This window comes from Pseudomonas sp. WT-JTC (genome assembly GCF_056711565.1).
The window spans coordinates 4,936,871-4,957,870 of the sequence record NZ_CM160042.1; the positions used below are offsets into that span (position 1 = coordinate 4,936,871).

The window sequence follows — 21,000 nt, forward strand, 5'->3', positions numbered from 1 at the left end:
TCAGAAGCCCATATTCAAGTGTTCAGCAATCGGACCCAACGCCAACGTCGGCAAAAAGGTCAAACCACCCACCAGCAAAATGGTCACGGTCAGCAGGGTGACGAACAGCGGGCCGTGGGTCGGAAAGCTGTTCTGGCCGATCGGTGCGGTTTTCTTCATCGCCAGGCTGCCGGCCAGGGCCAGGACCGGGAGGATGTAACCGAAACGACCGATCAACATGCCAAGCCCCAGCATCAGGTTGTGGAATGGGGTGTTGGCACCAAAGCCGCCGAACGCGGAGCCGTTGTTGGCACTGGCCGAGGTGTAGGCGTAGAGCAGCTGACTGAAACCGTGGGCGCCAGGGTTGCTCACGGCAGCCACCGGGCCTGGCAGGCTGGCGGCGATCGCGCCGAGCACCAGTACGCCGATTGGCATGACCATCAGGGTCACCACCAGCAATTGCACTTCTCTGGCCTGCAGTTTCTTGCCGAGGTATTCCGGAGTACGGCCAATCATCAGGCCGGCGAGGAACACCGCGATCAGCACGTTGAGCAACATGCCGTAGAGCCCGGCACCAACGCCGCCGAAGATCACTTCGCCGACCATCATGTTGACCAGCGCCACCATGCCGCTCAGTGGGTTGAGGCTATCGTGCATGCCGTTCACCGAACCGTTGGACGCGGCCGTGGTGGTCACCGACCACAGCACGGTGGCGGTGGTGCCAAAGCGTGCTTCCTTGCCTTCCAGCGGCGCGGTCTGTTCGACGGTGACGTTGTTCAACGCCGGGTTCGGTTGGTATTCAGCCCACAGCGAGGTCGCGCCGCCGATCAGGAACAGCGCCAGCATGCAGGCGATGATTGCGCGACTCTGGCGCAGGTCCTTCACGTAGTGGCCGAAGGTAAACACCAGCGCCACCGGGATCAGGATGATCGATGCCATCTCGAACAGGTTGGACCAGGCGGTCGGGTTCTCGAACGGGTGCGCCGAGTTCACGCCGAAGAAACCGCCCCCGTTGGTGCCCAATTGCTTGATCGCAATCTGGCTGGCGGCCGGCCCCAGAGGGATCACTTGATCAACGCCCTGCACGGTCACCGCATTCACGTATTGCGCGAAGGTTTGCGGCACGCCCTGCCAGACCAGATACAGCGCCAGCAGCAGGCACAGCGGCAACAGGCCGTAGAGGGTGGCGCGGGTCATGTCGACCCAGAAATTGCCAAGCGATGCCGTGGATTTGCGACCGATGCCGCGGCACAGCGCAACCAGAACTGCCAGGCCGGTGGCGGCGCTGACGAAGTTCTGCACGGTGAGGCCGACCATCTGGCTCAGATAGCTCAACGACGCTTCGCCGCTGTAGGCCTGCCAGTTGGTGTTGGTCATGAAACTGATGGCGGTGTTGAACGCCAGCGTCCACTCCTGGCCCGGCAGGTTTTGCGGGTTCAGTGGCAAGTGGTCCTGGAACAACAGAATCGCGAACAGCAGCAGGAAACCCGCGAGGTTGAACGCAAGCAGAGCCAGCGTGTACTTCTGCCAGCTCTGTTCGGCCTGCGGATCGACGCCGGCCAGTCGATAACAACCGCGTTCGACCGGGCCGAGAATCGGCGTCAGCCAGGTGCGCTGTCCTTCCATCACCTTGTAGTAGAAGCGCCCGAGAAACGGTGCCGGGACCAATACCACCGCGAAAAACGCGAGGATCAGCCAATAATCATGACTGTGCATAGCCGCTCCTAGTTCCGGTCCGCGCGCAACAGCGCAACCAACAGATAAATGAACAGCCCCACTGCCAACAGCAGTGACACTCCGTCCAGAACGCTCATGGAAGTTCTCCGTGTTACGGCGTATTGCCGCGTGTGGAGTCATTGTCGGAAAGGAGGCTGTAAAGGAACGAGACCGAGAGTGCGCGCGGCGCATAAAGAAAGCGTAAAGAGTGGGTTTACGCAGGGGTTACAGAGTGCGGGAAGGCGTTCCGCTTCGGGGAAAACCGGGCGTTTTGTGCCGGGTGCCCTGAATTTTGCACGAGAGTAGTGAGTGGTGGCCGCAAGTCATGGATAATCCAGCCTGATTGGCGCGACGCAACCCTATGGGGTCAAGAACTCTTGCACCTCCCCGCTCGCGCCTGCAAGCTACCGCCATTCGCATTACTGAAAAAGGCTGGCCCAACGTGCGTATCCTTATTACCGGCGGAGCCGGTTTCATAGGCTCGGCCCTTGTTCGCGAGCTGATTCAACACACCGAGCATGAAGTGCTCAACCTGGACAAACTGACATATGCTGGCAATCTCGAATCACTGACCAGCATTGCCAACGACACTCGCTACGAGTTCGTTCAGGCCGATATCGTGGATCAGGTGACTGTCGCAGCCGTGCTGGCTCGTTTCCAGCCTCACGCGATCATGCACCTGGCAGCGGAGTCCCACGTCGATCGTTCCATCGACGGGCCATCGGAATTCATCCAGACCAACATCGTCGGCACCTACAGCCTGCTCGAGGCCGCCCGCGCCTATTGGCAAGCCCTGCCGGAGCCTGAGAAAAGCGCCTTCCGTTTCCATCACATTTCCACTGACGAGGTTTACGGCGACCTGCACGGTGTCGACGATCTGTTTACGGAAACGACGCCCTACGCGCCGAGCTCGCCCTACTCCGCCAGCAAGGCCGCGTCCGACCACCTGGTCCGCGCCTGGCAGCGAACCTATGGCCTGCCGGTGCTGCTGACCAATTGCTCGAACAATTACGGGCCGTTCCACTTCCCCGAAAAACTGATTCCGCTGGTCATCCTCAATGCTTTGGCTGGCAAGCCGCTGCCGGTGTATGGCAATGGCCTGCAAGTACGCGACTGGCTGTTTGTCGAAGATCACGCCCGGGCACTGCTCAAAGTGGTCACCACCGGCACCGTCGGCGAGACCTACAACATCGGCGGGCACAACGAACAAAAGAACATCGACGTGGTACGGGGCATCTGCGCCCTGCTGGAAGAACTGGCACCGCACAAGCCTGAGGGCGTTGCGCATTACGCCGACCTGATCACGTTCGTCCAGGATCGTCCTGGTCATGACTTACGCTATGCCATCGATGCCAGCAAGATTGAACGCGAACTGGGCTGGGTGCCGGAAGAAACGTTCGAAACCGGCTTGCGCAAAACCGTTCAATGGTACCTGGACAACATGGAGTGGTGCCGCCGAGTTCAAGATGGCAGCTATCAGGGTGAACGCCTTGGCGCCATCAATCCCAAGGAGCTGCTCGCATGATGAAAGGCATCGTTTTGGCGGGTGGCTCGGGTACGCGCCTGCACCCGATTACGCTCGGAGTGTCGAAACAGCTGTTGCCGGTCTACGACAAGCCCATGATCTACTATCCGATCTCGGTGCTGATGCTGGCCGGCATCAAGGATATCCTGCTGATCTCCACCCCGCAGGATCTACCTCAGTATCGCAATCTGCTGGGTGACGGCAGCCAGTTCGGGGTGAACTTCACCTTTGCCGAGCAGCCATCACCGGACGGCCTGGCCCAGGCTTTTCTGATTGGCGAAGAGTTCATTGGCGATGACCCCGTGTGCCTGATCCTGGGTGACAACATCTTCCATGGTCAGCACTTTGGCGAACAATTGCAGAACGCGGCAAAGCGCTCCTCCGGTGCCACCGTGTTCGGTTACTGGGTCAAAGACCCCGAGCGCTTCGGTGTCATCGATTTCGACAGCGACGGACGTGCGCTTTCGATCGAAGAAAAACCGAAAAAGCCGAAATCCAGTTATGCCGTGACCGGCCTGTATTTCTACGACAATGATGTGATCGAGATCGCCAAGGCGGTGAAACCTTCGCCTCGCGGCGAACTGGAGATCACCGATGTCAACAATGCCTATCTGCAACGTGGCGATCTGCAGGTCGAGCGATTTGGTCGAGGTTTCGCCTGGCTCGACACCGGCACCCACGATAGCCTGCTCGAAGCCTCTCAATACGTGCAAACCATCGAACACCGCCAAGGCCTCAAAGTCGCCTGTCTCGAAGAGATAGCCTATGAAAACGGCTGGATCGACCGTGAGCAGCTGCTGGAGCGCGCCCGGTACTTCGGCAAGACCGGATATGGCCAGTACCTGGCCAAACTGGCAGGGGAAGAGCAATGAACCTGCGTGAGCCCGATTTGCCCGGCGACGAGACTGGACTGCGCCCATGAAAGTACTCATCAATGGCCGGCACGGTCAGGTTTCACATGAGTTGCAGCGGCGGCTGGGGGCTGTCGGCGAACTGATCGTATTGGGTCGCGATCAGCTCGATCTCGCGCAACCCGATCAGATTCGCCGTCAGGTGCAAAACATCCGGCCCGATCTGATCATCAACGCAGCGGCCCATACAGCGGTTGATCTGGCAGAAAGCGAGCCGCAATCAGCCTTTGCCATTAACGCGGTTGCTCCCGGCATCCTTGCTGAAGAAGCGCTGGCACTCGATATCCCGTTGATTCATTACTCCACGGACTATGTATTCGACGGGACGAAAGCCGGGCCTTACAACGAGGACGACATGCCCAATCCGCTCGGGGTATACGGCAAGAGCAAGCTGGCCGGTGAGCAGGCGATCAGGGACGTGCAAGGTAAACACCTGATCCTGCGTACCAGTTGGGTCTATTCGACTCATGGCCGTAACTTTCTGCTGACGATGCAACGTTTGCTGCAAGAAAAACCGGAGCTACGTGTGGTCGCCGATCAAATCGGCGCGCCTACATGGGCCGGTACAATCGCCGGCAGCACCCTCGCCTTGATCGAACGCTGGCAGACGAGCACGGCTGCAAACTGGGGTACCTATCACCTGACCGCTCAAGGTGAAACTTCCTGGTTTGGCTTTGCACAGGCTATCGGCGAAGCATTGCGACAACAGGGCAAGCCCTGCGCCAAACTGATACCGATTCCGACCAGCGACTACCCGACCCCCGCCGCCCGACCGCTCAACTCGCGCCTGGATTGCAGTCGCTTGCAAACCGACTGGGGCGTCAGTCAACCTGACTGGCAAACGGCGCTACGCGAATGCCTTACCGAACAAACCTGAGCATCAACCGCTGCCCGTACCGGCATACCCGCGTTGCAGCGGTAGCGGGCATGCGGGCTTGCTCGCGAAAGCGGCATTTGAAGTAGCGGCGCCCCTGACTGACGCACAAATTTCGTGTATTCAGAGGCGAACATCCCCGATACGACAGCTTTCCAGCCATTACGACGTACCCTCGCAAAATGGCACGCCCACTGCACTGCCCTCCCCTGAGCTTTCCAAACCACTCAGGGAGCAAACGCATGAACACACAACTCAAACCCACGCTGGGCACGCTGCACCTGTGGGGTATTGCGGTCGGGCTGGTGATTTCCGGGGAGTATTTCGGCTGGAGCTATGGCTGGGGCGTGGCCGGGACTTTGGGCTTTCTCGTCACCTCGTTCATGGTCGCCACCATGTACACCTGCTTCATCTTCAGTTTCACCGAACTGACCACCGCTATTCCTCACGCTGGCGGTCCCTTTGCCTACAGCCGTCGCGCCTTTGGCGAAAAAGGCGGGTTGATCGCCGGGCTGGCGACACTGATCGAATTCGTCTTCGCCCCACCGGCGATTGCCCTGGCCATCGGCGCCTACCTCAATGTCCAGTTTCCAGCCCTGGACCCGAAACACGCGGCAGTCGGCGCCTACATCGTATTCATGGGCCTCAATATCCTCGGGGTAAAACTGGCGGCGACCTTCGAACTGGTGGTCTGCGTGTTGGCGGTCGTTGAGTTACTGGTATTCATGGGCGTGGTCGCCCCGGCGTTCAGCTTCAGCAACTTCGCGCTCAATGGCTGGGCCGGCTCCGACGTGTTCGGTGCTCCGGCAATTGCCGGGATGTTCGCAGCGATTCCCTTTGCCATCTGGTTCTTCCTCGCCATCGAAGGCGCAGCCATGGCCGCCGAAGAAGCCAAGGACCCGAAGCGCACGATTCCCAAGGCTTACATCAGCGGTATCCTGACCTTGGTGCTGCTGGCGATGGGCGTGATGTTCTTCGCCGGAGGCGTCGGCGACTGGCGCACCCTGTCGAACATCAACGACCCGCTACCGCAGGCGATGAAAACCGTGGTCGGCGAAAGCTCGGGCTGGCTGCACATGCTGGTGTGGATCGGCCTGTTCGGCCTGGTGGCGAGCTTCCACGGGATCATTCTCGGCTACTCGCGGCAGTTTTTCGCCCTCGCCCGGGCCGGTTACCTGCCGGCGTCCCTGGCCAGGTTGTCGCGCTTTCAAACCCCGCACAGGGCGATCATCGCCGGCGGAGTAATCGGCATTGCAGCCATCTACAGCGACGGCCTGATCAACCTCGGCGGCATGACGCTGACCGCCGCGATGATCACCATGGCCGTGTTCGGCGCCATCGTGATGTACATCATGAGCATGCTCAGCCTGTTCAAACTGCGTAAAGCCGAGCCGAACCTGGAACGCAGCTTCCGCGCGCCGTGCTACCCGCTGGTGCCGTTTATTGCTCTGATGCTGGCGGTGGTGTGCCTGGTGGCGATGGCCTGGTTCAACACATTGATAGGTCTGATCTTCCTGGCCTTCATGGCGGCAGGTTTCGTGTACTTCATGCTCACCGCGCAATTGCGCGCCGACGCACCGGCGGATGCGATGCTCACTGGACATTGAATGGGTTCGAGTGAACCTTGAACAACAGGCATAGAATGGAGTGATAGCGATGGAACTGCGATGAAACCCCATCACTCAAAGTGGTATGCACGATCGGTTGGCGAACCCTCGCCCGCCTGCTTTCAAGGAGAGTCCTATGCCCTGGTATGCCTGGTTGATTCTGGTCGTTGCCATCGGCTCGATCGTTGGTGGTCTGATGATGCTGCGCGACACCGCCAACAAGGTCGAACTGACCGAAGAGCAACGTAAGCGCGTCGCCGAACGCAATGCGGAAATGGACGCCAAGGAAGCGCAGGACCGCTGACTGAAAACCCCGCCTTGACCGGCGGGGTTTGTTTTTGCGTGAAAGTGCCTGCAATCATACCGCTTTGTACTGATATCGAAGCATCTGCATGCTTTTTAGAAGTAGAAGTACAGTCACCATGCAATTTTCATTGGTTAATATGGGCCGCATTGATGCGGAGATATCAGATGCGTTACTCGCAGGACCATAAAGCCCAGACTCACCAACGCATAATCAAGGAAGCTTCAGCGCGATTTCGACGCGATGGTATCGGCGCGACCGGGCTGCAACCCCTGATGAAAGCTCTGGGCTTGACCCACGGTGGCTTTTACTCGCACTTCAAGTCCAAAGACGAGCTGGTGGAGAAAGCCTTGCAGGAGGCTGGTGTACAGGTCGACGAGTTGTGCGCGCAAATCTTCGCAGAGGAGCATCCACTCGAAGCCTTCATCGATACCTACCTCTCCGAATGGCATCAAACCTCGCCTCACGAAGGTTGCCCGCTGCTGACCATTTCCTCGGAACTGGGGCTACGTGGTCAACCGAGTCCAACCAGCGACGTCGTGCTCCAGGCGCGACTCGATCAGATCCAGCACACCCTTGGCGGCGAACACACCGCAGACCGCAGTATCGTCATCATGTCCACGCTGGTCGGAGCCCTGCTGTTATCGCGCAGCGTGGCCGACGCCGAGTTTGCCCAACGGATTCTCGACGTCGCACGCGAACACCTCAAACACTCACAGGATTAACCCTGCCAACGCTTGAACAGCACACTGGCATTGACCCCGCCAAATCCGAAGCCGTTGGACAACGCATATTCGATGGCCATCGGCCGTGCTGCGCCATGAACGATGTCCACACCTTCAGTGGCAGGGTCCGGGCTCTCGAAATTGAGGGTCGCCGGCACAATCTGGTCACGGATCGCCAGCAGCGTAAAGATCGCTTCGAGTCCACCCGCGGCGCCGAGCAAATGCCCGGTCGCCGACTTGGTTGATGTCACAGCGATGCCATTTTGTGCACCGAACAATGCCTTGATCGCCGCCAGCTCACCCAGATCCCCCACCGGAGTCGAGGTTGCATGAGCATTCAGATGCTGAACCTGAGCCGGTGACACACCTGCCTGTGCCAATGCCAACGACATCGCTCGCCGCGCGCCGCTGCCGTCTTCGGGGCCGGCGGTCAGGTGATAGGCATCGGCGCTGGTGCCGTAACCGACCAGCTCCGCCAAGGGCTGGGCGCCCCGGGCCAGTGCATGGTCCAGAGACTCGATGACCAGCAGCCCGGCCCCTTCGCCCATGACAAAACCGTCGCGACCACTGTCGAAAGGTCGTGAAGCGCGTTCAGGCGTTTCGTTGTAAGCGCTGGACAAGGCGCGAGCAGCCGCAAACCCGGCAAGGCTGACCCGATCGATCGCCGCTTCCGCACCGCCGCACACCGCGATATCCGCCTCGCCCGCGCGAATCAGCCGCGCCGCGTCGCCAATTGCCTGAACCCCGGCGGCGCATGCCGTGACCGGCGCGCCCAATGGCCCCTTGAAGCCATGCTGGATCGACACATGACCTGCCGCCAGGTTGACCAGAAACGAAGGGATAGTGAATGGCGACAAACGTCTCGGACCACGGCTATCGGTGGTACGCACCGCGTCGGCAATCGCGCCGAAACCGCCCACACCTGAACCGATGATGGTGGCCGTGCGCTCCTGGGCGTTGGCGTCCAGCGCCTGCCAGCCGGCTTGCTCCAGTGCCTGACGCGCCGCTTCCATGGCAAACAGAATAAAGCGGTCCATCTTCTTCTGTTCCTTGGGTGGGGTTGCCCGGTCCGGATCGAACCCCGCTTCCGGATCGGAGGCCAGCGTAGGCACGGCACCACCGACCGTGGCCGGCAGATCGGCAACCACCTCCTGCGGCAGATTGCGCAGCCCGGAACGCCCGGCCAGCAGACGCTCCCATACCGCTTCGACACCGCTCCCCAGCGGCGACACCAGGCCCATACCTGTTACAACCACACGACAATTACTCATACCACACATACCTCAAGCCGGTTGATGGCGCTTACCGATAACGGGCAGCGGCCTTGCTTTTGGAAAGGTTCGGCGCCATCACAAGACGCGCCGCCACAAAGGCATCCCAATCGCCCGTATCCGGTAACGAAGGAATGGTGATCAATTCACCCTGGTCCAGACCCGACAACGCCGCATCGACCATCTCGCCCGCCTCCATCACCATGTCCGCAGGAATCTCTGACGCATCGATACCAGAACGCTCCCAGATCTCGGTGCGTGTCACACCGGGCAGGACCGCCTGGATCTTCACACCGGTGCCATCCAGCTCGGCGTTCAACGATTGAGTCAAGCTCAACACATAGGCCTTGCTGGCGCTGTACGTCGCATTGAAACGCTCGGGGAACAACGCCACCACCGATGCAATATTGATGATCGTGCCGCGCCCGGCCTTGGTAAAACTGGCTGCAGCCGCCGCGGCCAATCGCGTGACCGCCGTGATGTTCAACTGAATCATTCGCTCCAGTTGATCGGTATCGGCATTGGCCAATAGCCCGTCCGCCGCCACGCCGGCGTTATTGAGCAACAAACTGATACTTGAATCGCTGCGTAACCGCTGTTCGAGCTGCAGCACGTCTTGTTTTTGGGTCAGATCCGCCTTCAGCACTTCGACCTTGATCCCATGCGCCGTGCGCAGTGTGCTCGCCGCCGCCTCCAGTCGCTGCTCGTCGCGAGCCACCAGCAACAAATCAAAACCACGAGCTGCCAACCGCTCAGCGTAAACCGCCCCGATGCCGGAAGAAGCACCGGTGACGAGGGCCGTACCTTGGGACTGGGTAGAGTTCATGACTATGCTCCTGGGAACACTAGGATGAGAACAGAGATTTCATTATAAGCATAATTTAACTGTTTTATTACACACATAATTTTTCTGACGGGCAAGCGGCCACGCGGACAAGCCCAAAAATATGGCCCCTTCCTGTCCCCTCCTTCAGCACGACGGTAACTCGAACCCTTACAGCAACGCACCAAAGACCTGCCTGCTGCATACTGCGGAGTCTGCCGGCTCCGCTGAGTAGGAATAGATTGCATAAACAGCGGTTTAACTTGTCAACAGCTTGCCGTCAGAATGTAGATACGGGAGAATGCAAAACGTTACTAATTATTTTTCACCACCACTGTCAGCGAAGACCGATAGAGCACTTCTCAACGCCAGCTGACTTTTTGTAATTTGAGGGTTTCATGAACTTCCCTACAAAAATACGTCCTGACATTGAACATCATGAAATCGATATTACAGAGTTTCTTCGCGACTTATGGAAGCAAAGATCTATTATTCTGCTCTTCACCGGGCTTTCCACAGCGATCGCAGTAACTTATGCATTAACGGCGCAACCTCAATATAAAGTACAGAACGAAATCAGGCCTGTGGCAGCTACAGACCTGGACATGTTAAACGAGTCCGGCCTTTATAAGATTCAACCAGAGCAAGCCTTAAGACGCATTGGTTCGTCCATGGATTCTTATACCGAACGTTTAAGTTTCTTCCAGGCCAATCCGGGTTTACTCGCTCCCCTACAAGCCAACGGCAAGTCAATCGAGGAGACCCTCGAACGTTTCAATACCAGTGCGTTTACAGTCGAACAAATCGACCCTAAAAAAACTGCTAATCTTTCGGAAGCAATTCAACTTGGCGTAGAGTATCCATCTGGCGTGGATGGGGTGGCTATTGTTAACAACTTTACCGAGTTTGTAGTCAAACGCGAAAAAGAAAAAGTCGAAGCGGATTTTAAAACACTTATTGAGAACCGGATCGCGCAAACAGAAAAAAAGCTGTTATCCAAGAAAGCTGCCTATGAAGCCGAAAAAGACTCAGAAATCGCAGAACTCCTTGAAAAGGATCAGTTAAAAAAAGAAACTCTACAGGACGAACTCAAAGCCCTGCGACAACAACTGCAAACCCGTCGACAAAATCGTGTGAAACAGTTGGATGAGGCAATATCGATTGCCAAAAATCTGGGAATTGTTACCCCTACCACGCCATCTGCCCTTGGAGAGGCTGGGCAGACAAGGCAAGGCAACATGATTCGCACAGAAGTAAGCAACCAACAAATACCTCTGTATTTTATGGGGCAGTCGGCACTTGAAGCAGAGCGCGCAACACTCGTCGCCCGAAACTCCGATGATTTTACTGAACCTCGCGTTGATGAAATCCAGAAAGAGCTCAGTCTTCTCGCTAACAACCGAAAAGTTGCTCTGCTTAAACAGCGTAGTAACGAAGAGCTGTTCTTAAAAGGCCTGGGAGAGATCAGGGAAGAGCTGGCACACTTGAAAAATCTGCATGTCAATTTTGAACAGATTAATCTGGTTAATATCGACAGGCCGGCGTCTCCCCCGCAAGGCCCTATCAAGCCGAGGAAGGCGTTAATCGTTGGTTTAGGTTTGATATTCGGACTGATGCTCGGAACAATGCTCGCTGCTGTCCGGACAATCATGCTGCCTAAAAAAGCGATTGAAGACTAAAAGCTGCAAACTTATTTCCCGCTCCAATAAAAAGGCCGATCAATGATCGGCCTTTTTCTGACTCTCGCGATTAATTCACTTCAATCCTGTCTCGGTTACTTTCCAGAATTGCCTTACCAATCCCCTTGACCTCAAGGAGTTCATCCACTGACGCAAACGGCCCATTATTGTCACGATACGCAACAATTGCCTTGGCCTTCGCCTCCCCGACACCGATTAGTTCACGTTGAAGTGTTTGTGCATCTGCACCATTGAGATCAACTTTATAGGTGTTCGCTCTAGTAGCAGCTTCCGTGACCCTGGAAGACTCAACAGCTTTAGCTTCCGGAGCAGCAATAGCTGCAACAGAAGCGCCGCTCAAAAGGGCAAAAAACAAAGAGTAGAAGTAACCTTTACGCATGATGATGCTCCATGACATGAGTTGAAAGAAGCAGCTTTTCCTAAGCTGCTCCCCCAATTTAGGCCATGTTATGGAACTGTCAAAAACGTGTACGTTTCCGAATGTGAAGCAATCAAGGTTCCAAACGGCGCTGCTGGTAGATCCAGTCGACGATATCGCCGTCAGGAGCGTAACCACTGACGGTTTCGCGTAGAAGTTGGCGGACACGCACGTAATCGTCCTGTTCAATCGAGCAAAGTAATTCTGCCAGCTTGATTTTGAGTACATCCCAGGGAAGATGGTCCTCATTTGCAGTCATGATCATCGGATGCTGGGTGGCCGCCACGTTGTCACCAATCAGCAGCTCTTCGTAAAGCTTTTCGCCGGGTCGCAAACCAGTGAACTCGATAGAAATATCCCCATGCGGGTTCTTTTCCGAACGCACACTCAAGCCCGAAAGATGGATCATCTTTTCAGCAAGCTCTACGATTTTTACTGGCTCTCCCATATCTAATACAAAGACGTCGCCACCCTGCCCCATCGAACCTGCCTGGATTACAAGCTGGGCCGCCTCGGGAATAGTCATGAAATAACGAGTGATCTTGGGATGGGTGACCGTCAGTGGCCCGCCGGATTTAATCTGCTTGTGAAATAACGGGATGACCGAACCAGAGGACCCAAGAACATTGCCAAAACGTACCATAGTGAAGCGCGTCTTGTTTACCCGCGAAACGTTGGTGTCATCATCGAATAGTGCCGGGGCAAGTTCTCGACTGAGCGCCTGTAGCGTCAACTCAGCGAGACGTTTTGTGCTGCCCATTACGTTTGTCGGGCGCACCGCTTTATCTGTCGATATCAAAACAAAGTTGGCGACACCCGCCATTAACGCCGCCTGAGCGGTATTGAGTGTACCGATTACGTTATTTAGTACACCCTCGGCAATATTGTGCTCAACCATCGGTACGTGCTTGTAAGCTGCCGCGTGATAAACCGTATCTACGCGCCAGACCCTCATCACATCTAGTAATTTTTCCTTATTTCGTACCGATCCCAGGATGGGCAAAAGACGAACAGAGAGCGATTCTCTGCTTACGCGCTGCTCAAGTTCGGACAAGATGCTGTAGAGATTAAACTCGCTATGTTCAAACAACAGAAGCGTCGTCGGTCGCAAAGAAAGAATCTGACGACATAGTTCTGAGCCAATTGATCCGCCAGCGCCGGTGACCAGAACAGATTGTCCCGTTATGCAATGCTCCAGCAAATCACCTTGGGCCGGAACAGCGTCACGCCCCAACAGGTCGGCAATGTCTACTTCCTGAATGTCATCGACTTTGACCCGGCCACTAGCCAGGTCCATGAATCCGGGAACGCTTCGAACATGGAGCGGAAAACCTTCGAGGAAACCAAGAATTTCGCGACGCCGGCCACGACTAGCAGAAGGAATTGCTAACAGAATTTCCTGAGCCCCTGTCTCGTCGATCATCTGTTGAATATGCTTTGGCTTATAAACCTGAAGCCCGGAAATAACACGATCAGCGATGCTCTTGTCATCGTCTATAAAGGCCACCGGACGCATCATGCGCCCCATACGCAGTGCGGCTACCAGCTGATTTCCTGCCGCGCCAGCGCCAAAAATGGCGACTCTGGGTAAACCGTCGTCCCTATTGGTAAAAGGTACATGCTGCGCAGCAGCAAACCAATCACCCAGGAAGTATTGCCGCATCGCCAGACGCAATCCGCCAACCATAATCAGACTCAGCCACCAATAGTTGAAAATGATCGACCGCGGAACAAGATTTTGATGATTGCTGTACCAATAAACAAATACACCAAGAATTAGAGACGACAAACTGACCGCTTTGATAATCGCTATAAGAGCATCGTTGCCAAAATATCGCATCACAGCACGATACATGCCAAAGCGGATGAACAAAGGGATTGCGACCACCGGGGCACTCAAAAAAAGCCAAGTGTGGGCAATCAGCGGATTGACCATGTCGTCAATGCCGAGCCGTACCAAAAATGCCAGCCAAAGCGCTACCCATACCAGAATGACATCCGTCGAAACCTGAATGAGGCGCTTTTGCCGACGCGGCAACCCCAGCAACAGCGTGCGTAACTTATCCATAACGCCCTCGTACACCTCGAAACGCTTCCCAGTTGAACGCGTGTACGTCTCCTGACGCACTCGTCACTTCAAAAACCCATGAATCAGTTGCCGAACATCTGGCTTCTTTCGAGTTCGCCCGCATGGAACTTCACCGCCAAAATCACTAAGGGAATGTAGGCAAGAACCAGACCTAACGCGCCATCCAGCCCGAAGTAACTCACGCACAGTGCGATGGGCAGCAACCATCCAATGTTAATTGCCCCTACCGCTAGAGTCACTGGCAGGTGTTTGCCATATCTGCGCGATGCGAACTGATAAGCGTGGCTGCGATGAGCTTCGTAAACTTTATCACCACGAACAAGGCGTCGAATTAAAGTGAAGGTCGCATCAACAATGAAAACCCCCAATAAAATCAGCCAGGCCCAGAGTAATTGCGGCGCCGTCCAGGCAGCCTGTATAGAGATGACAGCAAGCACTACACCAAGGAACCCGCTACCGGCGTCCCCCATAAAAATTCGTGCTGGAGGGAAGTTCCAGAACAAGAATCCCACTACGGCCATGGCCAACATTCCCGCCACCCACATCAGGTTTTCAAATCCGCTCAACCAATAGAGCAGACAGGCTCCCAAGCAGGAGCAAATCGCCTCAACACTGGCGATACCGTCGATTCCGTCCATGAAGTTATACAGATTCAGCATCCATACCAAATAGAAAGCAGCCAAAATATAACCAAACCAGCCAAGATCGACGCTCATTCCGAACAAGGTGAGGGGAGGTAAGCCCCCCAGCCAGATCAAAGCCCAAGCGGCAGCACAAAAATGTCCAAGCAAGCGCCAACGAGCAGCGATATGACCGTGGTCGTCCATAAAGCCGACCACAGCTACTAATGCCCCTGCCCCCCCGATAGCCACCAATACGGGCAACGAGACCAGTTGAGCCCAACCCAGAAAAGGCAGTACCAGCAAGAACGCGAGAACAATCGCAACTCCGCCACCGCGAGGAGTTGGTATCGAGTGAGAACTTCGAGCGTTGGGAATATCAACAATGCTGCGAGCCAAAGCATAACGACGCAGTAGCGCAGTTAATATCAATGAAACACCAGCCACCGCGGGAATCAACCACCAATAAATCATTTTATTTTACTTTCTCGAAAATATTGTGCGGTAGCTTTCAGAGCGTCATCCACCGAGACCGGTGGAGACCAACCAAGCAGGGCGCGCGTTTTACTGATGTCTACCCGCAGAGACCCACACAGTCGATTTGACAGGTCTTTTCTGCCCAACACTGTCGCACCGCCACCTAATACCCAGGACGGCACTGGTAATAGACGCGCCGACCGCCCAAGAGCAAATGCCATTTTTCGCAGCAACTGCGTTGTAGAAAGATCTTCGCCATCACTGACCAGGAATGTCTGGTTGGCCGCCGCGGGATGACTGATGCAGGTGAGAATCAAGTCCACCAGATTATCCAGGGCGACCAGACTGCGGCTGTTACGAATGGCGCCGAAAGGCAAGGGAACACCTTTATCAAGCCACTGCATCATATTCCGGAAATTAGCTTTTACCCCAGGGCCATAAACCAGCACTGGGCGGATAATGACAACCTCCATACCCGTTTTCGCCGCGAGCTCACGAAGCCCCTGCTCTGCCTCCATCTTGGAAATGCCATACGGGTCTGCCGGGGCAGGTGTATCCTCAGGCGAATAGGTGGTGTTTGGCAATGTGCCTTCTCCGTTTACCTTGATCGAACTGATAAAGATAAACCGTCGAACACCGGCCGCAGCCGCATGACGTGCCAAGTTGAGCGTGCCATCCACATTGACCTGCCTAAAGGCAGCCAAGGGGTTGGCTTCAGTGTCATTCATTACATGAACACGAGCTGCTGAATGTATGATGACGTCCACGCCGGCAAGACTACCCTGCCAGTCAGTGGTTCCGTCAATGTTGTCTACGTGAATCTTCGCAACATGATCTTCACGTAAGTCCGTCCCTTTACGTAAAGCGGCAATAACAGTGTAATTATCCGTGAGCAAACGGCTAAAAACTGCTCCGCCTACGAACCCGGTTGCACCGGTTAAAAATATTGACTTCGTCATTATTTATTTGACATCCCTTCGTAAAGTCCCTGCACGGAACAGTGCTTCCAAACGTCGTAAAAGAGTAACTTTCGAAAAGTGGCTCCAATAATACGAACGGCCGGCCTGCCCCATGAATTCACGCTGAACAGAATCCGTGGTTGCCATTTTCAGGGTGATTCGCGCAAGCCCCTGAGCATCTCCTGAAGGGCAGGTGTAACCGCAACCGGAGTCCTCAATAATTCTCGCAGCCTCACCATTGATCATCCCCAGGATTGGTTTGCTCGATGCCAAATAGGCTTGAACTTTCCCGGGAACTGTTTTTTCAAACACATCGTTGGTTTTCAGCGAAACCAGTAACGCATCCGCGCAGGCAAAGATTTCTGGCATGGCGCTCAGCGGGTGCCGGCCCAGCAGCAATACGTTCTGCAAGCCTCTTGATTCAACTTGCTCGCCCAGCCACTTACTCATGCGGCCGTCCCCGACGATTACCCAGCGTACTGAGGTGCTATGCTTCAAGGACTCAGCGGCATCCAGCACTGCTGGCAAATCCTGAGCGTCACCCAAATTACCGGCAAAAACGACCGTAAAGGTAGAGTCATCCCGCTCTAGCAAACTTGATGACTTTTCTGGACAGCCCGAAAATTCATCTTCCGCCCAACTTGGAAAATAAACCAAGCGCTCTGGAGAAATCTCTTTAGTGCAATATTGCTTTACACTGCTTGAGAAGCCTTCTGATTGTAAAAGCAAATAATCGGCGCGGTTATAGATCCACGAAACCACGCGCCCAACCATTGCCAGCAGGGTAGGATTGCGCAATACGCCAACAGCTCGAAGGGTTTCCGGCCATAGGTCAAGAACCCAAACATAAACCGGAGCTTTCTTCATACGTCCAATTACAACCGCCGGAATCGCAGCCATAATCGGAGAAACCGCATATACGAAAACCGCATCGAATTTTTCGTTACGGAGTTTCGCAGCACCTATTGTGGAAGCGCTGAAAAAAAAAGAAAGGTAATTTAGCATCAAGCGGATACTTCTCTTGCCGCGCGAGACCAATGGAACTCGGACTATACGTGCACCAAAGTAACTCTTGAAGCCCTCAGGATTGGTCTTATATTCAGAGAATACCGCGCCTTCAGGATAGTTGGGCCATCCTGTCAAAACAGTCACCTCATGACCATTATCCGAAAAATCGCGTACCAAATCATTGATACGCATATTCTCAGGCCAAAAATACTGAGTAACTACTAAAATCCTTAATTTATTCTCAGACATTCCCACAGCTCAACTCAATACTTTTTCCAAACCACGCGATTTACATAATCAAGGTAGCTGTGAACGATTCGAACCACCTTATCGGCCACATTCGGCATGCTGTAGTCTGCCACCAGGCGCAGACTGCGAACCTCGCCTCGGCTTTGACCGTCCAGCACCTGCAAGGCCTGCATCACTCGCTCGGACTCAAGGCCAACCATCATCACAGCGGCTTCTTCCATACCCTCTGGACGCTCGTGCGCCTCACGGATATTCAACGCCGGGAAATTGAGAATGGAGGATTCTTCATTGATCGTACCGCTATCGGAAAGTACTGCTTTGGACTCAAGCTGCAACTTGTTGTAGTCCTTGAAGCCGAGCGGCTTTAACAGACGAACATTCTCGTGAAACTTCACCCCCATGGCATCGACACGCTTCTGTGTCCGCGGGTGAGTGGAAACAATTACCGGATAGTCATAGTGCGCCGCGACTGCGTTGAGCACGTCAACAAGCTTGCCGAAGTTAGTATCGGAATCAATATTTTCTTCACGGTGTGCGCTCACTACAAAAAACTTGCCCTGCTCAAGCCCAAGCCGCTCCAGCACGTCCGAAGAATCGATACCTTCACGATAATAATTAAGTACCTCAAACATCGGGCTGCCAGTTTTGATGACCCTGTCTGGTGGCAAACCTTCACTTAGCAGATAGTCACGCGCAATGGTACTGTAAGTTAAATTGATATCTGCGGTGTGATCCACAATACGTCGGTTGATCTCTTCAGGTACACGCATGTCGAAGCAGCGGTTACCAGCTTCCATATGGAAGGTCGGAATTTTGCGACGTTTGGCGGGAATGACCGCCATGCAGCTGTTGGTGTCGCCGAGGACGAGAAGAGCCTCAGGCTGAACCTCGGCCAGCACGCGATCAACGGTAATAATGACGTTACCGATGGTTTCCGCACCTGTTGCACCAGCAGCATTCAGAAAGTGGTCGGGTTTACGGATACCGAGATCCTGAAAGAAAATCTCGTTCAATTCATAGTCATAATTCTGCCCGGTGTGCACTAGAACATGGTCGCAGTCCCTGTCCAGAGCGGCCATGACGCGCGACAGACGAATGATTTCCGGGCGAGTACCCACTACGGTAACGATTTTCAATTTTTTCATTTTTAAACGTCACATTTTAATAAGTGATAAAAACGATCAACAATTCTAATCTTCAACTGCCACTAACGCTATCCATTAGCATGGATGAAGCCCAATGGGGGCCATTAATGGACGAGTGGACGCTACACCACTTGGCTTCTGCATCCTGGGTGATTGAGTGCGAACGGGCGATAAAGGGCGGTTCACCATCGATCGCGCCTCATCTCCACCACGCTCGGTGGCCACATCCGATCACCCCGTGGTGATCCCTTCGAGGAATAACTCCAACGAAAAAGTCAATACCAACAGACTTTCCGGCCTGTTTTTGACCCAGCGAGTGGGTGACGAACTGTCAAAAACCGGATTTACAAGACTACCACTTCAAGCGATCGCAAGCCCCCATAAAAGCACAGCGCCGCCCCATTCCTTATTTAAGGAATAAAGCGGCGCATACGGTTATTACGCTTCAGTACCAACAGGAAAGGTAAACGTATCAGGTGCTTCGCGATCAAAAATCTCGTTAGCCCAAAGCATAACGATCATTTCCTCACTGCCAATATTGGTAATGTCGTGGCTCCAGCCTGGAACTGTTTCGACAATTTCCGGATTTTCTCCGGAAGTGAACAATTCGTAAAACTCGCCCGAAACAATATGACGAAAACGGAAACATGCCGTGCCTTTGATGACAAGAAACTTTTCCGTCTTTGTGTGATGGTAATGCCCGCCGCGTGTTATTCCTGGGTGCGCAGTAAAGTAAGAAAACTGTCCGGCCTCTTTGGTTTTAAGCATCTCCACAAAAACCCCGCGCGGATCACCGTGCTTGGGAACTTCGTAAGTAAAACGCTCGGGCGGCAGATAACTCAAGTAAGTGGAATAAAGAGCCCTTACAAGCCCAGTCCCTACCGACTCGGTAATCATCGACTTTCGACTATCACGGAAGGCCGCCAATTGCTCAGAAAGCTCACCCACCGTAATATTATATTGAGGCTCAACACTAACAAACGGCGAGCCCGACTTCTTCCCTTCCATTACAGCAATGAAGCATGCAATTACATCATCTATGTAAACCAGATTAATGCGCGCATGTGGATCATTGATTTGAATTGGCAGACCGCGAGCGATATTATTGCAAAAAGTTGCAACCGCTGAATTATAGTTAGGACGAGCCCACTTACCAAATACATTAGGCAAACGAAACAAGTGTACTTCCGAACCATTTTTCGAGTTCAGATCAAGCAGTACTTGCTCGGCACCAAGCTTACTGCTGCCGTATGGGTTATCCAACTCCGCTTGACTCGACGACGTATACAGTACTGGAACTTTCCGGCCACCGAGACGAATAGCATCACAGAGCGCACAAGTCAAATCGGTATTGCCGGTATGAAACTCCTGCGGGTCCAACGGACGATTGACACCGGCCAGATGGAAAATAAAGTCAACCTGGGCAACCAGACTCGGTAGGTTTTCCAGCGAATCTTCGCGGGTAAAGCGCACCACTTCGACATCTGACTTCTCGCTCAGATGCGAAATAAGATTCTGGCCGACAAAACCATTGGCACCTGTAATCAGAACCTTCATTACTTATTCCTCAGGTGTGGCGTGCTCACCACGCTGGATAGCGCGCATAAAGTTTAACTTGAGGAGCAGTTTCTGCATACCTTCTACATCAAGACGCTCGGTATTATGCGAGTTGTAGTCTTCTGTGCGAGAAATTTTAGTCTCACCCTGCTCCACAAACTTGGAGTAATTCAGATCCCGCAGATCTGGCGGTACGCGGAAGTAGTCACCGCGGTCTTCTGCGCAGGCCATTTCTTCGCGACTAAGCAACGCTTCGAAAAGTTTTTCACCATGACGGGTGCCAATAACCTGAACGGGATGATCTGGCACATTAAGCATATTGATCAATGCTTTCGCCAATACTTCCACAGTCGCTGCAGGAGCTTTCTGGACGAACATGTCACCATTTGTGCCATGCTCAAAAGCATACAAAACCAGATCGACCGCATCTGCCAAAGTCATCATGAATCGCGTCATGTTTGGATCAGTCAGGCTCAGAGGTATGCCCGAGCGGATCTGATCAACAAACAAAGGAATAACGGAACCGCGGGACGCCATCACGTTACCGTAGCGAGTACCGCAGATAACCGTATTATTATCGTTACGCGATTTGGCAACCATTACTTTTTCCATCATTGCTTTGGATATACCCATTGCATTGATTGGATAAACAGCTTTATCGGTACTCAGGCAAACTACGCGCTTGACGTTATTCTGTATTGCCGCTTCCAGTACGTTATCCGTACCAAGCACATTTGTTTTCACAGCCTCCATTGGATGGAATTCGCATGAAGGGACCTGCTTCAAGGCAGCGGCGTGAAAAATATAATCTACTCCACGAGTAGCGTTGAGCACACTTTGGAAATCTCTGACGTCGCCAATATAAAATTTCAGCTTGGTGTTTGCGTATTTTTTACGCATGTCATCTTGCTTTTTCTCGTCTCGGCTGAACACGCGGATTTCTTTGATATCGGTATCGAGAAACCGTTTCAGCACAGCATTACCAAACGACCCGGTGCCACCGGTGATCAAAAGCGTTGAGTTACTGAAAGAAATAGCCATGA

19 protein-coding genes are annotated in these 21,000 nt (G+C 54.1%); 7 read left to right on the forward strand and 12 right to left on the reverse strand.

Features of this window, described 5'->3' with window-relative positions:
* Together kdpA and kdpF are read right to left on the reverse strand one after the other, a co-directional pair.
* Nucleotides 1-1,695 (reverse strand): potassium-transporting ATPase subunit KdpA, encoded by a 1,695-nt coding sequence (kdpA, locus tag AC06G5_RS22320; RefSeq protein WP_413425587.1) that lies wholly within the window; start codon nucleotides 1,693-1,695, stop codon nucleotides 1-3.
* Between the two features lie 8 nt (nucleotides 1,696-1,703).
* A complete protein-coding gene (kdpF, locus tag AC06G5_RS22325; protein ID WP_007899818.1) occupies nucleotides 1,704-1,793 on the reverse strand; it encodes a K(+)-transporting ATPase subunit F in 90 nt (29 codons plus the stop codon).
* Nucleotides 1,794-2,137: 344 nt separating this feature from the next.
* On the opposite strand from kdpF, the gene rfbB reads away from it, so the two are divergent.
* The 6 genes from rfbB (at nucleotide 2,138) to AC06G5_RS22355 (ending at nucleotide 7,641) form a co-directional block, all read left to right on the forward strand.
* Complete coding sequence (gene rfbB, locus AC06G5_RS22330; protein ID WP_413425585.1) at nucleotides 2,138-3,220, forward strand: dTDP-glucose 4,6-dehydratase; 1,083 nt, start codon at nucleotides 2,138-2,140, stop codon at nucleotides 3,218-3,220.
* Nucleotides 3,217-4,092: a glucose-1-phosphate thymidylyltransferase RfbA gene (gene rfbA, locus AC06G5_RS22335; RefSeq protein ID WP_413425583.1), complete on the forward strand. Its 876-nt coding sequence runs from the start codon at nucleotides 3,217-3,219 to the stop codon at nucleotides 4,090-4,092. The genes rfbB and rfbA overlap by 4 nt, the downstream gene beginning before the upstream one ends.
* A 46-nt stretch (nucleotides 4,093-4,138) precedes the next feature.
* Nucleotides 4,139-5,008, forward strand: a complete 870-nt coding sequence (rfbD, locus tag AC06G5_RS22340; RefSeq protein WP_480458318.1) for a dTDP-4-dehydrorhamnose reductase — start codon at nucleotides 4,139-4,141, stop codon at nucleotides 5,006-5,008.
* Nucleotides 5,009-5,247: 239 nt separating this feature from the next.
* Nucleotides 5,248-6,612, forward strand: coding sequence for an ethanolamine permease (gene eat / locus AC06G5_RS22345; protein ID WP_480458319.1), 1,365 nt, complete (start codon nucleotides 5,248-5,250; stop codon nucleotides 6,610-6,612).
* 136 nt (nucleotides 6,613-6,748) lie between these two features.
* Nucleotides 6,749-6,916: a DUF2897 family protein gene (locus AC06G5_RS22350; protein ID WP_079246726.1), complete on the forward strand. Its 168-nt coding sequence runs from the start codon at nucleotides 6,749-6,751 to the stop codon at nucleotides 6,914-6,916.
* Nucleotides 6,917-7,083: 167 nt separating this feature from the next.
* Nucleotides 7,084-7,641, forward strand: a complete 558-nt coding sequence (locus AC06G5_RS22355) for a TetR/AcrR family transcriptional regulator (protein ID WP_111281854.1) — start codon at nucleotides 7,084-7,086, stop codon at nucleotides 7,639-7,641.
* Here the strand turns inward: AC06G5_RS22355 and fabF are convergent.
* Together fabF and AC06G5_RS22365 are read right to left on the reverse strand one after the other, a co-directional pair.
* Complete coding sequence (gene fabF, locus AC06G5_RS22360; RefSeq protein WP_413425576.1) at nucleotides 7,638-8,912, reverse strand: beta-ketoacyl-ACP synthase II; 1,275 nt, start codon at nucleotides 8,910-8,912, stop codon at nucleotides 7,638-7,640. The two genes, AC06G5_RS22355 and fabF, sit on opposite strands and share 4 nt — an antisense overlap.
* Before the next feature lie 31 nt (nucleotides 8,913-8,943).
* On the reverse strand, nucleotides 8,944-9,738 hold the full coding sequence (locus AC06G5_RS22365; protein ID WP_057713784.1) for an SDR family NAD(P)-dependent oxidoreductase: 795 nt from the start codon (nucleotides 9,736-9,738) through the stop codon (nucleotides 8,944-8,946).
* Nucleotides 9,739-10,133: 395 nt separating this feature from the next.
* On the opposite strand from AC06G5_RS22365, the gene AC06G5_RS22370 reads away from it, so the two are divergent.
* Complete coding sequence (locus AC06G5_RS22370) at nucleotides 10,134-11,414, forward strand: Wzz/FepE/Etk N-terminal domain-containing protein (protein WP_480458322.1); 1,281 nt, start codon at nucleotides 10,134-10,136, stop codon at nucleotides 11,412-11,414.
* A 70-nt stretch (nucleotides 11,415-11,484) separates the two neighbouring features.
* Here AC06G5_RS22370 and AC06G5_RS22375 read toward each other — a convergent pair whose 3' ends face one another.
* The 8 genes from AC06G5_RS22375 to AC06G5_RS22410 all read right to left on the reverse strand — a co-directional run bounded on the left by AC06G5_RS22375 (nucleotide 11,485) and on the right by AC06G5_RS22410 (nucleotide 20,998).
* Nucleotides 11,485-11,814 carry a ComEA family DNA-binding protein gene (locus AC06G5_RS22375; protein WP_413425572.1) on the reverse strand — a complete coding sequence of 110 codons (330 nt, stop codon included), beginning with the start codon at nucleotides 11,812-11,814 and terminating at the stop codon, nucleotides 11,485-11,487.
* Nucleotides 11,815-11,926: 112 nt separating this feature from the next.
* On the reverse strand, nucleotides 11,927-13,921 hold the full coding sequence (locus AC06G5_RS22380) for a polysaccharide biosynthesis protein (RefSeq protein WP_480458323.1): 1,995 nt from the start codon (nucleotides 13,919-13,921) through the stop codon (nucleotides 11,927-11,929).
* 83 nt (nucleotides 13,922-14,004) lie between these two features.
* Nucleotides 14,005-15,036: an MraY family glycosyltransferase gene (locus AC06G5_RS22385; protein ID WP_413704216.1), complete on the reverse strand. Its 1,032-nt coding sequence runs from the start codon at nucleotides 15,034-15,036 to the stop codon at nucleotides 14,005-14,007.
* Nucleotides 15,033-15,998, reverse strand: coding sequence for a UDP-glucose 4-epimerase family protein (locus tag AC06G5_RS22390; protein WP_480458325.1), 966 nt, complete (start codon nucleotides 15,996-15,998; stop codon nucleotides 15,033-15,035). The genes AC06G5_RS22385 and AC06G5_RS22390 overlap by 4 nt, the downstream gene beginning before the upstream one ends.
* Nucleotides 15,999-16,001: 3 nt before the next feature.
* The gene (locus tag AC06G5_RS22395) at nucleotides 16,002-17,255 is read right to left on the reverse strand and encodes a glycosyltransferase family 4 protein (RefSeq protein ID WP_480458327.1); all 1,254 of its coding nucleotides are present in this window, start codon (nucleotides 17,253-17,255) and stop codon (nucleotides 16,002-16,004) included.
* Nucleotides 17,256-17,269: 14 nt separating this feature from the next.
* Entirely contained in the window at nucleotides 17,270-18,400 is a 1,131-nt protein-coding gene (gene wecB / locus AC06G5_RS22400) for a non-hydrolyzing UDP-N-acetylglucosamine 2-epimerase (RefSeq protein WP_057713778.1), read from the reverse strand.
* 438 nt (nucleotides 18,401-18,838) lie between these two features.
* Nucleotides 18,839-19,957 carry a UDP-2-acetamido-2,6-beta-L-arabino-hexul-4-ose reductase gene (gene wbjC / locus AC06G5_RS22405; protein WP_480458328.1) on the reverse strand — a complete coding sequence of 373 codons (1,119 nt, stop codon included), beginning with the start codon at nucleotides 19,955-19,957 and terminating at the stop codon, nucleotides 18,839-18,841.
* A gap of 3 nt (nucleotides 19,958-19,960) precedes the next feature.
* Entirely contained in the window at nucleotides 19,961-20,998 is a 1,038-nt protein-coding gene (locus tag AC06G5_RS22410; protein ID WP_057713776.1) for a polysaccharide biosynthesis protein, read from the reverse strand.
* Nucleotides 20,999-21,000: the final 2 nt, after the last annotated feature.

What these genes read in the sequence shown, in the direction of transcription:
- kdpA (WP_413425587.1), bottom strand. Translation starts at nt 1,695, where the DNA reads ATGCACAGTCATGATTATTGGCTGATCCTCGCGTTTTTCGCGGTGGTA.
- AC06G5_RS22355 (WP_111281854.1), top strand. Translation starts at nt 7,084, where the DNA reads ATGCGTTACTCGCAGGACCATAAAGCCCAGACTCACCAACGCATAATC.
- AC06G5_RS22395 (WP_480458327.1), bottom strand. Translation starts at nt 17,255, where the DNA reads ATGTCTGAGAATAAATTAAGGATTTTAGTAGTTACTCAGTATTTTTGG.
- AC06G5_RS22350 (WP_079246726.1), top strand. Translation starts at nt 6,749, where the DNA reads ATGCCCTGGTATGCCTGGTTGATTCTGGTCGTTGCCATCGGCTCGATC.
- kdpF (WP_007899818.1), bottom strand. Translation starts at nt 1,793, where the DNA reads ATGAGCGTTCTGGACGGAGTGTCACTGCTGTTGGCAGTGGGGCTGTTC.
- wbjC (WP_480458328.1), bottom strand. Translation starts at nt 19,957, where the DNA reads ATGAAGGTTCTGATTACAGGTGCCAATGGTTTTGTCGGCCAGAATCTT.
- rfbD (WP_480458318.1), top strand. Translation starts at nt 4,139, where the DNA reads ATGAAAGTACTCATCAATGGCCGGCACGGTCAGGTTTCACATGAGTTG.
- AC06G5_RS22380 (WP_480458323.1), bottom strand. Translation starts at nt 13,921, where the DNA reads ATGGATAAGTTACGCACGCTGTTGCTGGGGTTGCCGCGTCGGCAAAAG.
- AC06G5_RS22375 (WP_413425572.1), bottom strand. Translation starts at nt 11,814, where the DNA reads ATGCGTAAAGGTTACTTCTACTCTTTGTTTTTTGCCCTTTTGAGCGGC.
- AC06G5_RS22385 (WP_413704216.1), bottom strand. Translation starts at nt 15,036, where the DNA reads ATGATTTATTGGTGGTTGATTCCCGCGGTGGCTGGTGTTTCATTGATA.
- fabF (WP_413425576.1), bottom strand. Translation starts at nt 8,912, where the DNA reads ATGAGTAATTGTCGTGTGGTTGTAACAGGTATGGGCCTGGTGTCGCCG.
- rfbA (WP_413425583.1), top strand. Translation starts at nt 3,217, where the DNA reads ATGATGAAAGGCATCGTTTTGGCGGGTGGCTCGGGTACGCGCCTGCAC.
- wecB (WP_057713778.1), bottom strand. Translation starts at nt 18,400, where the DNA reads ATGAAAAAATTGAAAATCGTTACCGTAGTGGGTACTCGCCCGGAAATC.
- AC06G5_RS22365 (WP_057713784.1), bottom strand. Translation starts at nt 9,738, where the DNA reads ATGAACTCTACCCAGTCCCAAGGTACGGCCCTCGTCACCGGTGCTTCT.
- AC06G5_RS22390 (WP_480458325.1), bottom strand. Translation starts at nt 15,998, where the DNA reads ATGACGAAGTCAATATTTTTAACCGGTGCAACCGGGTTCGTAGGCGGA.
- eat (WP_480458319.1), top strand. Translation starts at nt 5,248, where the DNA reads ATGAACACACAACTCAAACCCACGCTGGGCACGCTGCACCTGTGGGGT.
- AC06G5_RS22370 (WP_480458322.1), top strand. Translation starts at nt 10,134, where the DNA reads ATGAACTTCCCTACAAAAATACGTCCTGACATTGAACATCATGAAATC.
- AC06G5_RS22410 (WP_057713776.1), bottom strand. Translation starts at nt 20,998, where the DNA reads ATGGCTATTTCTTTCAGTAACTCAACGCTTTTGATCACCGGTGGCACC.